Origin of the sequence: Curtobacterium sp. MCBD17_003 (assembly GCF_003234885.2) — a bacterium.
In the GTDB taxonomy this organism is placed as follows: Bacteria; Actinomycetota; Actinomycetes; order Actinomycetales; family Microbacteriaceae; genus Curtobacterium.
Genome location: NZ_CP126275.1, coordinates 235,553 through 252,836, shown reverse-complemented (window position 1 = coordinate 252,836; position 17,284 = coordinate 235,553). Strand labels below are relative to the sequence as shown.

Here is a 17,284-nt window from a genome sequence, read left to right as displayed (position 1 = left end):
GCTCCGTGGTGACGCGCCGACCGAGGTCAGCCGAGCGGGTCGGGCTCCTCCACCCGCTGTCGCAGGAGGAACGGGACGACGCCCTCGGCCAGCGCGGCACCGTTGACGACGTGCGCCTGGTCCTGCAGCACGGTGTGCTCCGACCCCGGCACGGCCTCGACCGCCGCGTGGGCCGCGAGCTTGAGCCAGTCCGGGCTCGATCCGCCGGTCATGACGAGCACGGGTGTCGTGATGCGGGCGAGGACCTCGGTCGGCAGGGCGAACCCGGTCATGACGTGGACGTCGTTCGGGAGGGTCGCGGCACCGGCGAGCAGACCGGCCCACGCCGGGCGCTGCATCCGCAGGACGACGGGCGCGAGCCAGGGCGTGCCGAGCACGCGACGCAGGAAGAACCGCACCGCTGCCGCGGCACGACCGCCACGGACGAGGGCCGTGATGCGCTCGGGGTCCGGGAACCGCGGATCGACCGACGCGCGGTACGGCGGCTCCCAGGCGACCGCTCGCTCGATCGGCGCTCCGCCCGCAGCGGCCAGGAGGACCAACCCGGCGCCGGCACAGAGGCCCACGACGGACGGTCGCCCGCCCGCAGCGGCGATGACCGCCTCGAGGTCCTCGACCTCGCGCTGCGCCTCGGCCAGCCCGCCACCGCTCTCGCCCCTGCCACGGCGGTCGTACCAGGTGACGGTGAAGTGCTCGGCGAGGGCCGTGGCGGTCTCGGTGAGGGCCCCGAAGGCGCGGTGGTCGAACGGTCCGGCGACGAGCACGAGCGCCGGCCCGCTGCCCGTGGTGGACGTCGCGATCGCGGTGCCGTCCGCGGAGACGACGGTGCGCTCAGCGGGTTCGACGTGCATGGAGGTCCTCTGGACGGGATGGCGCGTGGTCGGGGCGCTTCCGGGGAAGGCGCTCCCGATTCTGTCAGCGCGCTCCCGACGCGTCATCACCCGCAACCAGGGGTGGTCGTCGCGCCTCCGGCACGGAGCGGAGCCGTCGTCCGGACGAAGCCCCCGGGGCCGGTCACCCGAACGGACCGGCCCCGAGGCGACGGCGACCCGACCCGAACGGGTGCGCCCTCGGCCCTGGGGGCTCCCCGACGCCGAGCGCCGGGCACTTCTCGCCATGCCTTCGATGCGGGGTCCGCGGACCGATGGGATCGCGCTTGACCCCAGTTCGGGTGGCGTCGGCGATCGCGTCCGTCGCGTGGCGTAACAGATGCCGTGCGGCGCCGGACCCGTGGCACGCTTGCCTCCACGCAGCGCACCACGCGAAGCCTCGCGCGCGGCGTCGACCGCTCCCGTCGTGGACGGCCGCCGCGCACGCCTGCGACGTCCCACTGCCCGAGGGAGTCGCACGACGACTCCGTCCCCGAGGAGCGCACGCATGTCATTCGAGAACACCACACACATCCAGGCCACCACGGCCGGTTCCCTTCCCCGTACCCCCGAGCTCATCGCCGCGAACGCCGCGCGACCGCTCGCCGAGGACGGGTTCACCCTGCAGACCACCGACGAGGTCCGCGCCCTGACGAGTGCCGCCGTCGACGACGTGGTCGCCCGGCAGGTCCGGCTCGGGATCACCCAGCCCGGCGACGGCGAGTACGGCAAGGCGATGTCGAGTTCGGTCGACTACGGCGCCTGGTGGGGCTACTCGTTCCAGCGCGTCAGCGGCCTGTCCCTGACCGAGGAGAACATCTTCACGCAGGAGCCCGTCCGCTCGGAGCCGGGGCACGTCCGCCTGACCTCGTTCCCCGACCGACGGGACTGGATCGCCTTCCGGGACGCCTACCAGGACCCGGAGAGCGGGATCGGGGTCGGCAAGAACGCGACCGCGTTCCCCACGACGACCGGGCCGATCGTCTACACGGGCCACGAGGCCGCCCGCACCGACGCCGCGAACCTCAAGCACGCGCTCGAGGCGAACGGCGTCGACAACGGGTTCATCACCGCGCTCTCGCCCGGTTCCGGTGCCCGCGTCGCGAACGAGTACTACGCGACCGAGGAAGAGCACATCTGGGCCTGGGCCGACGCTCTCCGTGAGGAGTACCGGATCATCCTCGACGCGGGGCTCTCGCTGCAGATCGACGACCCCTCGATCGCCGAGAACTGGGACCAGATCAACCCCGAGCCGAGCGTCGAGGACTACCGCGCGTTCACCCGGATCCGGGTCGAGGCCCTCAACCACGCACTCCGCGGCCTGGACACCTCGCGCGTGCGGTTCCACCTGTGCTGGGGCTCGTGGCACGGACCCCACACGACGGACATCGAACTCCGTCACATCGTGGACCTCATGCTCGACATCGACGCGAGCGCCTACTCGTTCGAGGCCGCGAACGCCCGCCACGAGCACGAGTGGACCGTCTGGGAGGACACCGAGCTGCCGGACGGCAAGGTGATCATCCCGGGTGTGGTCGGCCACGCCACGAACGTCGTCGAGCACCCGGACCTGGTCGCGCAGCGGATCGAGCGGTTCGCCGAGTTCGTCGGCCGCGAGCGGGTCATCGCCGGAACGGACTGTGGTCTGGGCGGCCGCGTCCACCCGTCGATCGCCGCCGCCAAGCTCGAGTCGCTCGGCGAGGGCGCCCGACGGGCCTCGGCGAAGCTGTTCTGAGCCGTCACACATCGCGCTGACCGGACGGCCCGGCCCCTCCTGGGGGTCGGGCCGTCCGTCGTCCCGGCCCCTCCTGGGGTCGGGCCGTCCGTCCTCTCGGCCGCCGCGATCCGTGCTCGGTCGTCAGACCGTCCGCGCGGCGAGGTCGGCCTCGCGCTCGAGCAGGGACCGTTTGACGTGCTCGCCCCAGGCGAAGCCCCCGAGACCGCCGTTGCTCCGGAGCACCCGGTGGCAGGGCACGAACAGTGCCGGTGCGTTCCGGGCGCAGACGCTCGCCGCGGCGCGCACGGCCTCCGGACGACCCATGGCCGCGGCGAGCTGCGTGTACGTGAGCACGGTGCCCGCCGGCACGAGCCGGAGCTGCCGCCAGCCCTCGGTGAACAGTTCCGTGCCGAACTGCCGGACGCGCACCTGCATGGCCGGTTCGACGTCGCCGTCGTAGTAGGCCTGGACCGCCGTGGCCGACGCCACCCCGCCCGGCACGACGACCACCGGGCGGTGGCGCTCCGCCAGCCGGGCGAGGACCTCGGTGGCCTCCGCCGTCCACCCGGACGCGAGGACCGTGCCGTCGCCGTCCTCGAGCACGGTGAACGGACCGTCGGGCGTCGCGAGGGTGGCGACGCGCGCGACCGTCGTCGCCGCGCGAGGCTCGGGCGGGACCACGACGGCGTCGGACGACCGGAGCGGGGATGCCGCGTCCGGTACGACGGACGCCGACTCCGACGCGGCCGGTTCGGGCCGTAGGTCGATGGTGCTCATGGGATGTGCCTTCCGTTCGGTCGATGCCCCTGGTGCGGCGGGGTGCGTGCGGCAGCGCGCCAGAGGTGCATGGTCAGGTAGCTCCGCCAGGGAGCGAGTGCCGACGACCATACGGAGAGTCCGCGCGGGTCGTCGGGGATCCCGAGGGCTTGTGCACCGTTCCGCACGGCGGTGTCCCTGGGGAGGAGGAGATCGGGGTGGTGCCGGACCCGGAGCGCGACGTACGCGGCGGTCCAGGGCCCGACCCCGGGCACGGCGAGCAGTCCCGCGCGGAGGTCGTCCAGCGTCGCGGCCCGGTCCACGACGAGCGATCCGTCGGCGAGCCCCGCCGCGACCCGGTGCAGCGTCGCGACACGGGCTCGGGGACCGCGGATGACCCGCTCCGCGTCGCCCGGCGGCGCCGACCCCGCTCCCGCATCGGCGACGAGCTGTCGCCCCACGGCATCGGCGAGCACGGCGGCCGTCGGGAACATCCGCATCCCGGGCGCGACGGTGTCGGGCACCGGCTCTCCGAGGGCGTCCACCACACGACCGAGCGCCGTCCGCGCCGCGGCGACGCGCACCTGCTGCCCGAGGACCGCCCGGACGACGAGCTCGTCGGCGTCGAGCGCCCCCGGCACCCGGATGCCCGGCACGGCGGCCACCGACGACGCCAGCTCCGGGACCACTCCGAGCAGGGCGTCCACCGCGACCGGGTCCGCGTCCAGGTCGAACAGGGACCGGACGCGCGCGACGAGGGTCGGGAGGTCGGACAGCGTCGTCATCCGGACCTCGAGGTCGATGCCGGTACCGCGGCCGGAGGGTCCCGGGTCGGCGGGGGTCGCGGCGAACCAGGCCGGGCCTCCCGGCAGTCGCACGACCCGCTCGTAGCGGGCGCCGCCGGGATCCGCGGCGGTGGCCGCGACCTCGACGCCGGGCAGCGTGCGGGCGGCGAACCAGGCGAAGAGGCCGTGGGCGTCGAACGGCGGTCGCGCGGGCAGGTGGACGCGGAGCGCCCCGTCCGGCGTCGGCGCCGCGCGTCCACTCCGCGCCCGCAGCGCGGTCGGGGTGAGCCCGTAGACCTCGCGCACGGTGTCGTTGAACTGCCGCATGCTGCCGAATCCGGCGGCGAACGCGACGTCGGCGACCGGCAGCGACGACGTCGTGAGCAGCGTCCGGGCGTGCTGGGCGCGCTGCGCGCGGCTCAGCGCCTTCGGCCCGGCGCCGAGCTCCTGCACGAGGATCCGCGTGAGGTGTCGCGGGGAGTACCCGAGGCGTGCGGCGAGCGCCGGCACTCCGTCGCGCTCGACCACGCCGTCCGTCACGAGGCGCATGGCGCGCGCGGCGACGTCCTCGCGCACGTTCCACGCGGGGCTGCCGGGGCTCGCCTCGGGCAGGCACCGCTTGCACGCGCGGTACCCGGCGAGGTGCGCGGCCGCACTCGTGGGGTAGAACGTGACGCCCGAGCTCCGCGGCGTGCGAGCGGGACAGCTCGGTCGGCAGTAGATGCGCGTCGAGTGGACGGCGGTGACGAACTGGCCGTCGAAGCGGGCGTCGCGCGACGCGGCGATGCGGTAGCGCTCGGCGTGGAGCGGGTCCGAGGTCGCGCCCGTCCCCCCGCCCGTGTCCATGCTCCCAGCCTGACACGCGCCACCGACCCGGACCAGCGGGAATCGGACACGGCGGCAGGGTCGACGGGATCGGCCCGGCGGGCGCGCAGTGGCGCGCTCGGTCTGCCTCCGCACCTCGACCGGGAGGCGCGGCGGACGCCGACAGGTACGGTCGGGTGTCATGGACGCGAGCGGTGAGCACCCCGCCTGCGACGGACGACCGCGCGACGGGGCGGATGCGCGCGACGGGGCGGACGCGCGCGACGGGGCGGACGGGGCTGCGGGCCTCCCGGCCGGACTGCTGACGACCGCGTACCCGGTGACCGTCGAGCTGCTGCTCGCCGCACCGCGGCACCGCTACGAGGGCCGGCCCGCCGACGGTCCCGCCCCGGCGGACGGACCGGAGCTCCACGAGCGGATCACGGTCCGGGCCGGGCTCGGGATCGTCGGCGACCGGTTCCACGGCCACCCCGCGCACCGGCAGGCGTCCGTCACGGTGATCGGGGCCGAGCCGCTCGAGGCGCTCGCGGCGGAACTCGGCATCCCGCTGGACCCGGCGCTCACCCGACGGAACGTGGTGCTCCGCGGCGTCGACGTCGAGGCCCTCCGCGGCGTCCTGTTCTCGATCGACACGGGGTCGGGGCCGGTCGTGCTGCAGGGACACCGTGCGGCGAACCCCTGCGCGTGGATGGACGTGGCGATCGGGCCGGGCGCGTTCCGGGGGATGCGGGGTCGGGGCGGGATCCGCTGCGAGCCGCTGACCGACGGCGTGCTGACGCTCGGCCCGGGGACGCTCCGGGCGGCGGTGCCGCTGGGCTGAGCATGGTTCGCGTGGCCGTCGAACCGCCTGGTGCCCGTGGAACCGCGGGATCACGCGGTTCGACGGGCACCAGGGTGTTCGACGTGCCGCGGTCAGCCGACGGGGACGACCGCCCCTTCGATCGCGGGGACGAACGCCTGCAGGTCGCCGGGGTTGCGGGAGGTGATGAGCGTGTACCCGCCCGAGACGTCGACCTCGACCTCGCGGTCCACCCACTCGGCGCCGGCGTTGCGGATGTCGGTCTGCAGCGTGTGGAACGAGGTGATCGTGCGTCCGGGGAGGATGCCCGCCTCGACCAGGAGCCAGGGGCCGTGGCAGATCGCGGCGATGGGCTTGCCCGCGTCGGCGAACGCCGTGACGAGGGCGATCGCTCCCGGCTCGCGGCGCAGCGTGTCGGCGTTGATGGTGCCGCCGGGGATGAGGATCGCGTCGTAGTCGCTCTCGTCGGCCTCGTCGAGCGCGAGGTCGACGTCCACCTGTTGGCCCGGGTCCTTGTCGCCCACGAGCGTCTGGATGGGCGACTGCTCCTTGGCGGCGATCGTGACCGCGGCGCCCTTCTCGCGGAGCTGCTCGACCGGGACGACGATCTCGTCCTGCTCGACCCCGTAGTTCGTGGCGATCACGAGGATCTTCGTGCCGTTCAGTTCGTCGGCCATGGTGCTCCTTCCGTCGGTGCGCGGTCCGGATCGGCTCCGCGCCGCCGTCGGGTCGTGTCCGGCGGCTCCATCGAGTGTCGGCGTGATCACCCGCGAGCGTCCGCAGGTCGCAGCCGACGTGGAGGCGCCCCGTCCCCCGGGTGCACACCGGCTCGGCCCGGCACCTGCTCCCGGCCCGGCGGGCGCTCAGCCCCGGATGCGGAAGCCCGCGCCCGCGCGTGACACCGTGACGCGCGTGTGGTCCGTCACGCGGTCGAGACCCTCGGTCGTCGGGGACGTGTGCGCGCCGACCACGACGACGTGGGCCCCCGACGCCACGGCGGACACGAGGCCCGCTTCAGCGTCCTCGAAGGCGGTGCAGTCCCCGGGCGGGAGACCGAGCATCTCGGCCCCGAGCCGGTAGCAGTCGGGAGCGGGCTTGCCGTTCGGCACGTCCTCGGCGGTGACGACCACCTCGGGCACGGGGACGCCGGCCGCCACCATCCGGTTCAGGGCGAGGTCGCGCGGCGCGCTCGTCACGAGGGCGACGGGCGCTCCGAGGTCGAGGAGGGTCCGCATGAGCGCGCCGGCGCCGGGGACCTCGGTGATGCCGTCGGTGCGACGGACCTCGTCGGCCACGAGCGCCGCCGACAGGGCGACCCGTTCGTCGTGCGACCGGTCGGGCAGGAACCGGGTCACGGTGTCGATCGTCTGGCGACCGTGCGAGAACGCGAGGATCTCGCGCGGGTCGATGCCGTGCTCCGCCCCGAAGCGCCCCCAGGCGGCCTCGACGATCGCGGTGGAGTCGACGAGGGTGCCGTCCATGTCGAACAGGAACCCGGCGGTGACGTGGTCGAGGTGCTGCGGCATCACGGTCGACGGTACCGCGTCAGGAGCATGTCGCCGGCGCGGAGGACGTGGGCGAGCCGCATCGAGCGGAGGCCCTGCCCAGCACCGCCTCGCGCGATCCGGGGGCCGTCACCGCCCTCGAGGACCGGGCTGACGGTGAGGCACAGCTCGTCCACCGCATCGGCCGCCACGAGCGCCCCGAGGAGGCCGGGCCCGCCCTCGCAGTGGATCTGGGCGAGGCCGCGCTCCACCAGCGCCCGCCGGACGACCGCGACGTCGACGGCGTCCGCCCCGCAGTCGACGACGTCCGCGACCGCGGCGAGCGCCGCGCGTCGGTCCGCGGGCGCCTCCGCGTGCGTCAGGACGACCGGTCGCACCGGTGCCTCCGTGAAGACCCGCGACGCCGCGTCGAGCGCCAGGGACCCGCTGACGATCGCGAACGCGGGGTGGTCCGGGAGGTCCCGCGCACGCCGCCACGCCACGTCCGCGTCGTGCAGGCGCATCGGCCCGTACCCCTCGTTCCGGACGGTCCCGGCTGCGACGAGGACGACGTCCGCGAGGCGGCGCAGGAGGTCGAACACGCGGAGGTCGGCCGGGCCGCCGAGGCCACCGGAGACGCCCTCGGCGGTGGCGGAGCCGTCGAGACTGCTGACGAAGTTGACCCGCACCCAGCTGTCGGCCGTCGTCGGGGATGGGTGTCGGGCCTCCCGGCCGTACAGGGCGAGGAGCGCGTCGTCGTCGAGCGGCCCCGGGCCGGCGGCGGGGAACAGCTGCTCGACGGCGGCGGCGTCCGTCGCCCCGGCGGCGGCTGCGGGCTCGTCCGCGGCGTGCTCGTCCGGGCTCATGCGACCGGACGGTTGCCCTCGGGCAACAGGTTGTGGACCGGGTCGACGGGGGCGCGCCAACCGAGCACGGCCTCGACCATGCGGGCCGCGTCGACCGCGGGACGGACGTCGTGCATGCGGAGGATCCGGGCGCCGAGCATCGCGCTCATCGTCGCGGCCGCGAGCGACCCCGCCAGCCGTTCGCCCCGGGGCCGCCCCAGGGACTCCCCGACGAAGTCCTTGTTCGACACCGCCGCGAGGGTCGGGAACCCGAGCGCCGCGACCTCGGCCAGTCGCCGGGTCAACTCGAGCGAGTGCACCGTCGTCTTGTTGAGGTCGTGTCCGGGGTCGACGACGATCCGCGACTCCGGCACACCACGCTCGAGCGCGAGGTCGACCCGCCGCCGGAGGAACGCGACCACGTCGCCGACGACGTCGTCGTACCGCGGCATCGGGTGCTCCTGCCGCGGGGCAGCCAGGCTGTGGGTGATGACGACCGTCGCGTCGCTGTCGGCCACGACGTCGGCCATCCGCGGATCCGACAGCCCCGTCGTGTCGTTGACGACCGAGGCGCCCGCGGCGATCGCCGCCGCCGCCACCTCGGGCCGGAACGTGTCCACGGACACGACCACGTCCGACGCCTGGACGAGCGCGCGCACCACGGGCACGACGCGGTCGGCCTCCTCGTCCGCGGGCACCTCGGGGCCGGGGGCGAACTTGACGCCGCCGACGTCCACCCAGTCCGCGCCCTCGTCCGCCGCCGCCACCGCTGCGGCGACCGCTCGATCGAGCGCGAACGTGGCGCCTCGGTCGTGGAACGAGTCGGGGGTGCGGTTGACGATCGCCATGACGGCGATCCGCCGGTCGAAGTCGAACGTCCGGCGGCCGATCCTGCGGACGGGGTGGCGGAGCGGCGGGAGCACGGGACCGGTCGCGAGCACGGGGGCGGCCGTGCTCTCGGGGCCGACCGCGCGCTCGGGGCTGGCCGCGCGCTCGGGGTCGGCCGTGCGCTCAGGGCCGGTCACGAGCACGGCGCCGGTCGGGAGGCCCAGGGCCGCGTCCGCCGTCATGCCACCGCTCCGCTGCCGGCCGCGCCGATGAGCGCGATGACCTCGGCCCGACGGACCGGATCCGCGAGGACTCCGCTGCTCGCCACGGTCACCGTCGAACTGGCCGTCTGCCGCTCACCACGGGTCGTCACGCAGGCGTGCACGGCGTCGAGCACGACGAGCACCCCCGGGGCGTCGAGCCCCTCGGCGATGGCCGACACGACCTCGGACCCGAGCCGCTCCTGCAGCTGCGGCCGCGAGGCGATCGCGTCGACCACCCGCGAGAGCGTGCCGAGCCCGATGATCCGCTCGCCCGGCACGTACGCCAGGTGGGCGACCCCGAGGAACGGCAGCAGGTGGTGCTCACACACCGAGCGGAACCGGACGTCGCGCACGATCACGACCTCACCGAGCTCGTCCGGCTCGGCCGGCACCGCCCCGCGTCGCACGATGTCGGTCGCGTCGACCCCGAGGCCGCTGAAGAACTCGGCGAACGCGTCCGCCACCCGCGCGGGCGTCGCCTGGAGGCCCGGACGCGTCGGGTCCTCGCCGACACCGGCCAGGAGCTCGCGCACGGCCGCCTCGACGCGAGCCCGGTCCTGGCGTCCGTTCACCGCCCCATCATCACACCTGCTCGCCGACATCGGCGGGCAGGGCCTCGTGGTGGGGCGCCCCGTGGGTGCGGCGCTGCTCCTTCATGCGGGCCTCGAAGAGGTGGCGACGGCCGCCGACCAGCTGCTCGCGGGCCTCCCGTTCGGCGTCGCGGACGACCGACCAGTAGCCGTCGTCGTAGTCCTCGACGATCTGGAACGTCCATCGGCCGGCGATGACGTTGCGGCCGACGACGTCACGCTCGATGCGGTCGGCGACGTCGTCGTGTCCGGCCTGGCGGAACAGGTCCACCGCTTCACCGATCGCGAGGTCCGCCGTACCCGTGAGGCGGTGGAAGCCGTACAGCAGGCCGCGAGCGTGCTCGAGCGCCTCGAGCCCCTCGGACAGCTTGCCGAGGGCGTCCACCGTGGCGTCGTCGGCCCCCTCCGGGATCCGATGGGCTGCGTCGGGCCCGTCGGTGTCGGGGCGTTCGTTCGTCATGGTGATCGTTGTACTCGGGCGGCTGCCGGTCGCCCCCGGGGCGGTGTCCCCCGGCGCGTTTCCCTGACGCATGGTGCCGCGGTCACGCCATGCGACGGAGCGTGTTCACGTTCCGGGTCGTCGTCGTCGCGCGGAACCGCGACGTGGCCGCACGCTTGGCGAACGGGGTGTCGGTGCTCGACCCCTTCGGGCACGCCCAGTAGACGACGCCGTCGCCGACGGCCACTCGGTCCGGCGGGTCCACCGGGTCGGCGACGAGGGCCTCGAGGGCGTCCTGGTCCGACGAGAACACGACGTACGCGTGCGTCGCCGCGTCGACCGGGAACGGGAACGCGTCGACGAGCGCCGCCAGCCGGTCCTGTCGCACGAGCACCACGGGCACCGGGCGGCCGAACCGGTCCTGGAGGCCCCGCTCGAGCCGGTCCCGCAGGGTCGCCTCCGCAGCGTCCTGCGCGACCGCGTGCTCCGGTCCGGCGTCGGGCGCCGGGGCCGTGAACACCACGTTGCCGCTCGCGAGCACCGGTCGGACGTCGGTGCCGCCGATCCCCTCGACGACCGCGGTGAGTTCGGGGTTCCGGACGGTGACCCCGCCCACGTTCACGCCGCGGAGCAGGGCCACCCAGCGGGTGCCGACGTCCGCGTCGGCGGCGACCCGGCGTGCACTCACGACGGCTGCGCCTCCACCTCGTCACGCTCGAGCGAGATCGTCGGGATGGACGCGGTGATCACCGATCCGTCGGCACGGAGCGTGCCCTGGATGTCGCTCGTCGTCGGCGCGTGCGCCTCGAGCCGCGGCCCCTGGTGCCCGAGCTCGACGACGAGCGGGTGGTCCGCCGAGACGAGGAACTCCTCGTTGTGCACCCACACCGTGACCTCGGTGCCGTACTCGATCGTGAAGGTCATGCGATCCGGTTCGAGCTCGACGCGCATCCGGTTCCCCTGCACGGTGAGCCGGAAGGTCAGGCCGGGCCATGTCTTCGGGAGCCGCGGGTTGAACGTCAGTCGGCCGCCGTGGTCGCGCATGCCGCCGAAGCCGTTGACGAGGGCACCCCAGACGCCGCCCGTCGAGGCGACGTGGACGCCGTCGGACGTGTTGCCGTGCAGGTCGGCGAGGTCGACGAACAGCGAGGTGAGGAAGTACTGCTCCGCGAGCTCGTGGTACCCGACCTCGGCCGCGATGATCGACTGGACGACCGCCGACAGCGTGGAGTCACCCGTGGTCAGTGCGTCGTAGTACTCGAAGTCGCGGCGCTTCTCGGCGGGCGTGAACTCGTGGCCCTGCAGGAACAGCGCGAGCACGACGTCCGCCTGCTTGAGCACCTGGAACCGGTAGATCACGAGCGGGTGGTAGTGGAGCAGGAGCGGGCGCTTCGACTCCGGCGTCTTCTCGAGGTCCCAGAGCTCCTTGTCGAGGAACTGGGCGTCCTGCGGGTGGATGCCCCGGTGCGGGTCGAACGGGATCTCCATGGCCTCGGCCGCCGCGGCCCAGCCCGCGATCTCCGACTCGTCCAGACCCGTACGACGGACCATGCGCGAGAACTCGACCGGGTCGTCGGCACGGAGTTCACGGCACGCGTTCACGGCGAACCACAGGTTCGCGCGGGCCATGACGTTCGTGTACATGTTGTCGTCGACGACGGTGGTGTACTCGTCCGGGCCCGTCACGCCGTCGATGTGGAACTTCCGGTCGCCGTTCCGCCGCCAGAAGCCGAGGTCCTCCCACAAGCGCGCGGTCTCGACGAGGATGTCGATCGCCCCACGCTTGAGGAACTCGCGGTCACCGCTCGCCCGGACGTACTGCATGAGCGCGTGGGCGATGTCGGCGTCGATGTGGTACTGCGCGGTGCCGGCCGCGTAGTACGCGCTCGACTCCTGACCGTTGATCGTCCGCCACGGGAACAGGGCGCCGCGCTGGTTCAGCTCGCGAGCGCGGTCACGGGCGGCGTCGAGCATGTTGTAGCGGAACCGCATGGCGTTCCGGGCGACGATCGGTGCCGTGTAGCTGAGGAACGGCAGCACGTAGACCTCGGTGTCCCAGAAGTAGTGGCCGCCGTACCCGGAGCCGCTCACGCCCTTCGCCGCGATGCCGTGGCCATCGGTGCGGGCGGTGGCCTGCGCGAGCTGGAACAGGTTCCACCGGACCGCCTGCTGCAGGCCGGGCTCGTGCGGGATCTCGACGTCGCTCCGGGCCCAGAAGTCGTCCATCCACGCCCGCTGGTGCGCGAACATGTCGTCCACGGAGGTCTCGGCCGCACGGTCGAGCGTCCGGTCGCAGCGATCGGCGAGCTCCCGGGCGGGGACCCCGCGCGACGTGTGGTACGTGATCGTCTTGACGAGGCGGATCGGCTGTCCGGCCTTGGCCGTGATCCGGTACACGTGCTTGGCGAGGTCGTCGTCGATCTGCGCGGTGTGGTCCCAGGTGTTGTCGGTCTCGAGCCGGTGCTCGGCCCCCACGCAGATGGTCATGCCCGAGCTCGACGTCTGGTAACCGAGCAGCGACCGCTCGCCCGTGTTCCGCCGGAAGCGCGGTTGCAGGACCCGGTTCGTGAACTGCTCCGCCTTGCGCGGGTCGAACATCGGCGCCGCGGTCTGCATCATCGCGTGGTACTCGTCGGGCACGTCCTGGCGGTTGAGGATCTGGCTCGACAGCAGCACCGAGGCATCGTGGTCGAGCATCGTGACCTCGTAGTCGACGACCGCGAGGTGCCGGTCGGCGAACGACACGAGTCGGCGCGAGCGGATGAGCACGCGCTTGCCCGAGGGCGTGCTCCACTCGGTCTCACGGAGCAGGTAGCCGTCACGGAACTCGAGCCGTCGCGTGTACCGGAGGATGTCGGCCTCGGCGAGGACCAGGGGTTCGTCGTCGACGTAGAGCCGGATCACCTTGGCGTCGGGTGCGTTGACGATGGTCTGTCCCACCTTCGCGAACCCGAAGGCCTCTTCCGCGTGGCGGATCGGCCAGGTCTCGTGGAACCCGTTCACGTAGGTGCCGTACGAGTACCCGCCCCGGCCCTCGTCGAAGTTCCCCCGGAGGCCGAGGTACCCGTTGCCGACCGCGAACAGCGTCTCGGCGACGCCCTGCTCGTCGGGGGCGTACTCGGCCTCTTCCAGCGCCCACTCGTCGATCGGGTAGCGGGTGCGGTCGAGGGGATCCGCGGTGATCGGGTTCATGCGTCCTTCCCGGGAGCGTCCGTGGGGTGGGTGACGGTGCCCGGAGCCGGCAGGTCGTCGACGAGGTCGGCGAGGTCGGGCACGACGACGTCCGCGCCGTGCGCGCGGAGGGCGTCCGCGCCCGCACCGCGATCGACGCCGACGACGAGTCCGAAGGCCCCGGCGTGGCCGGCCTGGACCCCGGCGAGGGCGTCCTCGAACACGACGCACGACGCCGGGGTCAGTCCGAGGCGGTGTGCCGCGTCGACGAAGGTGTCGGGGGCCGGCTTGCCGGCCAGGTGGTCGGCGATCGCGACGGTGCCGTCCACCACCACGGGGAAGCGGTCGAGGATCCCCGCGGTGCGCAGGACCGACCGGGCGTTCGCGGAACTCGAGACGACCGCGACGAGGTACCCGGCAGCGATGGCGGCGTCGAGGAACCGCGCGGAGCCGGGGTACGGCAGGACGCCGTTCTCCTCGAGCTCAACGTTGAACGCGGCGTTCTTCCGGTTGCCGAGACCGCAGACCGTGTCGGCGTCCGGGCCGTCGGACGGGTCGCCCTCGGGGACCTGGATCCCCCGCGCGACGAGCAGGGACCGGACGCCGTCGTAGCGCGGCTTGCCGTCGATGTACGCGTAGTAGTCCTGCTCGGTGTACGGGGCGACCCCGTGCTGCTCGAGGTACGGCGTGAACAGCCGTGACCATGCGCGCATGTGGACGTCCGCGGTGGGCGTCAGGACGCCGTCGAGGTCGAAGAGGAGCGCACGCTGCTCGGCGAGTCTGCCGGGCACGCGTGTGGACGGGGTGGTCATCGGGCGATCGACCTTCCGAGGGGTGTGGCGGGGTGGGGTGGGGTTCCTGCGACTGGCCAGTGTAGGAGTCCGACCAGGGCGTGTCCGCTCAGCCTCCGGGCCGGGTCCGTGCACGGCTGCCCAGGGGCACCGGTCGTGGGATGCCGATCGCGCTCACCCCGGGCATGGACAGCCAGGCCGTGGTGCCGTCGTCGACCACCGTGGCGAGGACGTCGTCGCACTCGGGGCAGCGGAGGACCGTGCCCGCCGCATCGGCCAGGACGACCACCGTGGCGACGACCCCGACCGTCCCGCAGCCGGAGCATCGGACCCGTGCGGTGGTGGTGTCCGTGCCGAAGACGTCGGCCAGGACCCCGGCCGCCGCGTTGCCGTCGAGTCGGGTCGTCATGCGCTGCCTCCGAACCGCTCGGCCCGCACGCCCCGGGTGTCGTACCCGAGCTCGCCGAGCCACGTGATGACCTGTTCGACGAACGGCGTCGAGCCGCAGACGTAGATGCGCGGGTGGGCAGCCGCCGGCACGATCGCGGCACCGAGGCGGTCCCGCGTCAGGCGGCCGGGTGCGGTGTCGTCGCCCGGGGGCGTCCGTCGCGAGTACACCGTCGTCAGCGCGAAGGGAGCGTCCGCGTCGAGCGCCGCCCGCAGTTCGGGACGGAAGAAGACGTCCTCCGGCGTGCGGACCGCGTACAGCAACCGGAAGGGCGTGGGGTCCCCGGCCTCCGCGTGCGCACGGACCATCGCGACGAGCGGGACGACGCCGGATCCGCCCGCGATGAGCTGGACCGGGCGCGGTTCCGGTTCCGTCGGTGGCCGCCAGACGAACCAGCCGCCGAGCGGTCCGTGCACCTCGAGTTCGTCGCCCACCATGACGTCGTCGACCAGGAAGGGCGAGACCTCGCCGTCGTCGACCCGGTCCACCGCGAGCTCGACCCGGCTGCTCGCCCCGTGCGAGGCGATCGAGTAGGACCGCGTCGCCTGGTAGCCGTCCTCGGCGGTGAGGCGCAGGTCGAGGTGCTGACCGGCCTCGTTCCCGGGCCAGCCCGCGACGTCGAGCACGATGCGCCGCGCCGTCGGGGTCTCGGACGCGACCGCGACGACACGCGCCACGTGCCACCCCGGGCGCGGGAGTGCGGACGCGGGACGGGAGGTCGGGTCCGCGGGCGCACCCGTCGTGGCCGACACCGTCTGCGCCGATGCGGTCGCTCCGACGTCGACGCTAACCAGTAGCGCTCTTCCTTCCACGGGTCCCCGTGCAGGTGGTAGCCCGCGTTCTCCCAGAAGCCCGGCTCGTCGTTCGCCTGCATCGTGATCCCGCGGACCCACTTGGCGCTCTTCCAGAAGTAGAGATGCGGCACGAGCAACCGCGCCGGACCGCCGTGTTCGGGCGACAGGGGCTCGCCCTCGGCCTCGAACGCGATCCACGCCTTGCCGTCGAGGACCTCGGCCAGGGGCAGGTTCGTCGTGTAGCCGCCGTAACTGTGGACCATGAGGTGGTCGAACGAGGTCTCGACGTCGGCGAAGACGGCGTCGAGCGGGACGCCCCGCCACCCCATGTCGAGCTTGGACCAGTGGGTCACGCAGTGGATGTCGGTCCGGATGTCCTCGATCCCGAGCGCCCGGACCTCGTCCCACGACCACTCGTGCACTGCGCCGGTCTCGGTACGGACGGAGAACTGCCACTCCTCGGGCTCGATGATCGGTGTGCCGCTCGCCGAGAGCACCGGCCAGTCGGCCACGGTGGTCTGTCCCGGTGGCAGCCGCGGGTCCACGTCACGCCGCCGCCCGCCGAACCCCCTGGTGAAGGTCGCCATGTCCCGTCCTCCTCGTGCTCCTGCGCACCCCGCGGCGCGTGCTCCGATGATGGCCGGGAAGCACGCCCGCCGACAAGGTGCCGAGCCGAGATGGTGGACAGCGTTCATGCACCGGCCGATGTGGAGGACGAGCCGGACAGGGCGTCGACACGGCGGTGTCCACGCCGAACGGAACGACGGACGGGACCCGGTCGCCCGGGTCCCGTCCGTCGTGTCCCGCTCGGTCCGCGCGTGGTGCGGACCGAGCGGCGCCTGCGATCAGGCCGGGAGCTGCAGGACCTGCCCCGGGTAGATCAGGTCGACGTCGGTCACGGTGCGCGTGTTCGCACCAGCGAGGCGCGTCCACCCGCCGCTCACGCCGAGCTTCGTGGCGATCGTGTTGAGCGTGTCGCCCGAGAGCACGGTGTACGTCTTGCCGCTCGTCGCCACGGACGGGATCGACGGCGCCGCGGGTGCGGACGGTGCCGCGACGGGCGCGCTCGAGGTCGCCGCGCTCGACGTCGCGGTGGACGAGGCGGCCGACGGCGCGGTGGAGGTGGTCGACGACGGAGCGGTCGAGGTGGTCGCCGCGGGAGCGGACGCGCCCTCGGTGCCGCTCAGACCGAGCCGGGACGAGCACGCCGGCCAGGCGCCCCAGCCCTGCGACGCGAGCACGCGGTTCGCGACCGCGATCTGTTCCGACTTGCTGGCGGACGCCGGGGTCCCGGTCCCGCCGTTGGCGGCCCAGGTGCTCTGGGAGAACTGGAGGCCGCCGGAGTAGCCGTTGCCGGTGTTGGTGGCCCAGTTGCCACTGCTCTCACACTGGGCGATCTGGTCCCAGGTCGACTCGGAGGCCGCGTTGGCGGGTGCCGCCAGGGCGACGCCCGTGACGGCGAGGCCGGCGAACGCGAGCCCGCTGACGAGCGCGCGGGTACGGATGGACTTCTTCATGGTGTGGTGCTTCCTCACGGGGCCGCGCACGCCGACGATCGTCGGACGACCGCTGCCCACCCCGGCCGATCTGCGGTCAGGTCGAGGGTTCCGTCGCGGGGCAGCTGTTCGCGCGCGTCCGGCCTCGTTGGTGCAACCGCCAGGGGCGGCCACCGTCGTTCCCCACCCCCGGGACGACCTCGGCCACGATAGGTACCGCTCGACGCGGACTCAACCGGGAACGATCGGTCCACCCCTCGGTCGGGCGCGCAGCCTGAGCGGAACGACACCCCGGGATCGCCATGACCGCGCGGATCGGCGGCAGTGGGCGCCGCGATCATCCGAATCACCTGGGAACCCCGCATCCGGGGGTCACGCCGACCC

The 17,284-nt window shown here is 73.6% G+C and carries 17 protein-coding genes and 1 pseudogene; 2 read left to right on the top strand and 16 right to left on the bottom strand.

What is annotated here, in order from left to right; translation table 11 throughout:
• Positions 1-26 precede the first annotated feature (26 nt).
• Complete coding sequence (locus DEI88_RS01270; RefSeq protein WP_181441238.1) at positions 27-851, bottom strand: alpha/beta fold hydrolase; 825 nt, start codon at positions 849-851, stop codon at positions 27-29.
• A gap of 526 nt (positions 852-1,377) precedes the next feature.
• Between DEI88_RS01270 and DEI88_RS01265 the strand changes: the two genes are divergently transcribed.
• A complete protein-coding gene (locus DEI88_RS01265) occupies positions 1,378-2,604 on the top strand; it encodes a cobalamin-independent methionine synthase II family protein (protein WP_111012097.1) in 1,227 nt (408 codons plus the stop codon).
• 123 nt (positions 2,605-2,727) lie between these two features.
• On the opposite strand, the gene DEI88_RS01260 is transcribed toward DEI88_RS01265, so the two are convergent.
• On the bottom strand, positions 2,728-3,363 hold the full coding sequence (locus DEI88_RS01260) for a methylated-DNA--[protein]-cysteine S-methyltransferase (RefSeq protein ID WP_111072175.1): 636 nt from the start codon (positions 3,361-3,363) through the stop codon (positions 2,728-2,730).
• Positions 3,360-4,973 carry an AlkA N-terminal domain-containing protein gene (locus DEI88_RS01255; RefSeq protein ID WP_111072174.1) on the bottom strand — a complete coding sequence of 538 codons (1,614 nt, stop codon included), beginning with the start codon at positions 4,971-4,973 and terminating at the stop codon, positions 3,360-3,362. The genes DEI88_RS01260 and DEI88_RS01255 overlap by 4 nt, the downstream gene beginning before the upstream one ends.
• Positions 4,974-5,133: 160 nt before the next feature.
• Here DEI88_RS01255 and DEI88_RS01250 point away from each other — a divergent pair, with 160 nt between their 5' ends.
• Complete coding sequence (locus tag DEI88_RS01250) at positions 5,134-5,772, top strand: MOSC domain-containing protein (RefSeq protein WP_258375090.1); 639 nt, start codon at positions 5,134-5,136, stop codon at positions 5,770-5,772.
• Between the two features lie 92 nt (positions 5,773-5,864).
• On the opposite strand, the gene DEI88_RS01245 is transcribed toward DEI88_RS01250, so the two are convergent.
• From DEI88_RS01245 to DEI88_RS01185, 13 genes and pseudogenes are all read right to left on the bottom strand, one after another.
• The gene (locus DEI88_RS01245; protein ID WP_111011232.1) at positions 5,865-6,428 is read right to left on the bottom strand and encodes a type 1 glutamine amidotransferase domain-containing protein; all 564 of its coding nucleotides are present in this window, start codon (positions 6,426-6,428) and stop codon (positions 5,865-5,867) included.
• 186 nt (positions 6,429-6,614) lie between these two features.
• The gene (locus tag DEI88_RS01240) at positions 6,615-7,277 is read right to left on the bottom strand and encodes an HAD-IA family hydrolase (protein ID WP_258375089.1); all 663 of its coding nucleotides are present in this window, start codon (positions 7,275-7,277) and stop codon (positions 6,615-6,617) included.
• The gene (locus DEI88_RS01235) at positions 7,277-8,101 is read right to left on the bottom strand and encodes a pyrimidine reductase family protein (protein WP_111072173.1); all 825 of its coding nucleotides are present in this window, start codon (positions 8,099-8,101) and stop codon (positions 7,277-7,279) included. The genes DEI88_RS01240 and DEI88_RS01235 overlap by 1 nt, the downstream gene beginning before the upstream one ends.
• Positions 8,098-9,150, bottom strand: a complete 1,053-nt coding sequence (folP, locus tag DEI88_RS01230; RefSeq protein ID WP_111072172.1) for a dihydropteroate synthase — start codon at positions 9,148-9,150, stop codon at positions 8,098-8,100. The genes DEI88_RS01235 and folP overlap by 4 nt, the downstream gene beginning before the upstream one ends.
• Entirely contained in the window at positions 9,147-9,773 is a 627-nt protein-coding gene (gene folE, locus DEI88_RS01225; RefSeq protein WP_111012092.1) for a GTP cyclohydrolase I, read from the bottom strand. Before folE ends, folP begins: the two co-directional genes overlap by 4 nt.
• Complete coding sequence (locus tag DEI88_RS01220) at positions 9,754-10,221, bottom strand: PHP domain-containing protein (RefSeq protein ID WP_111072171.1); 468 nt, start codon at positions 10,219-10,221, stop codon at positions 9,754-9,756. The genes folE and DEI88_RS01220 overlap by 20 nt, the downstream gene beginning before the upstream one ends.
• A gap of 82 nt (positions 10,222-10,303) precedes the next feature.
• A complete protein-coding gene (locus tag DEI88_RS01215) occupies positions 10,304-10,888 on the bottom strand; it encodes a DUF1697 domain-containing protein (RefSeq protein ID WP_111072170.1) in 585 nt (194 codons plus the stop codon).
• Positions 10,885-13,392, bottom strand: coding sequence for a glycoside hydrolase family 65 protein (locus tag DEI88_RS01210; protein WP_111072169.1), 2,508 nt, complete (start codon positions 13,390-13,392; stop codon positions 10,885-10,887). The genes DEI88_RS01215 and DEI88_RS01210 overlap by 4 nt, the downstream gene beginning before the upstream one ends.
• Positions 13,389-14,183 (bottom strand): HAD family hydrolase, encoded by a 795-nt coding sequence (locus DEI88_RS01205; RefSeq protein WP_111072168.1) that lies wholly within the window; start codon positions 14,181-14,183, stop codon positions 13,389-13,391. The genes DEI88_RS01210 and DEI88_RS01205 overlap by 4 nt, the downstream gene beginning before the upstream one ends.
• Before the next feature lie 88 nt (positions 14,184-14,271).
• Positions 14,272-14,571 carry a DUF6510 family protein gene (locus DEI88_RS01200; protein WP_111072167.1) on the bottom strand — a complete coding sequence of 100 codons (300 nt, stop codon included), beginning with the start codon at positions 14,569-14,571 and terminating at the stop codon, positions 14,272-14,274.
• Positions 14,568-15,287, bottom strand: a complete 720-nt coding sequence (locus DEI88_RS01195) for an FAD-binding oxidoreductase (protein ID WP_220038161.1) — start codon at positions 15,285-15,287, stop codon at positions 14,568-14,570. The genes DEI88_RS01200 and DEI88_RS01195 overlap by 4 nt, the downstream gene beginning before the upstream one ends.
• Positions 15,288-15,400: 113 nt before the next feature.
• A pseudogene (locus DEI88_RS01190) lies at positions 15,401-15,991 on the bottom strand (molybdopterin-dependent oxidoreductase); the annotation flags it as partial.
• Between the two features lie 258 nt (positions 15,992-16,249).
• A complete protein-coding gene (locus tag DEI88_RS01185) occupies positions 16,250-16,921 on the bottom strand; it encodes a LysM peptidoglycan-binding domain-containing protein (RefSeq protein ID WP_111027523.1) in 672 nt (223 codons plus the stop codon).
• Between the last annotated feature and the right edge of the window lie 363 nt (positions 16,922-17,284).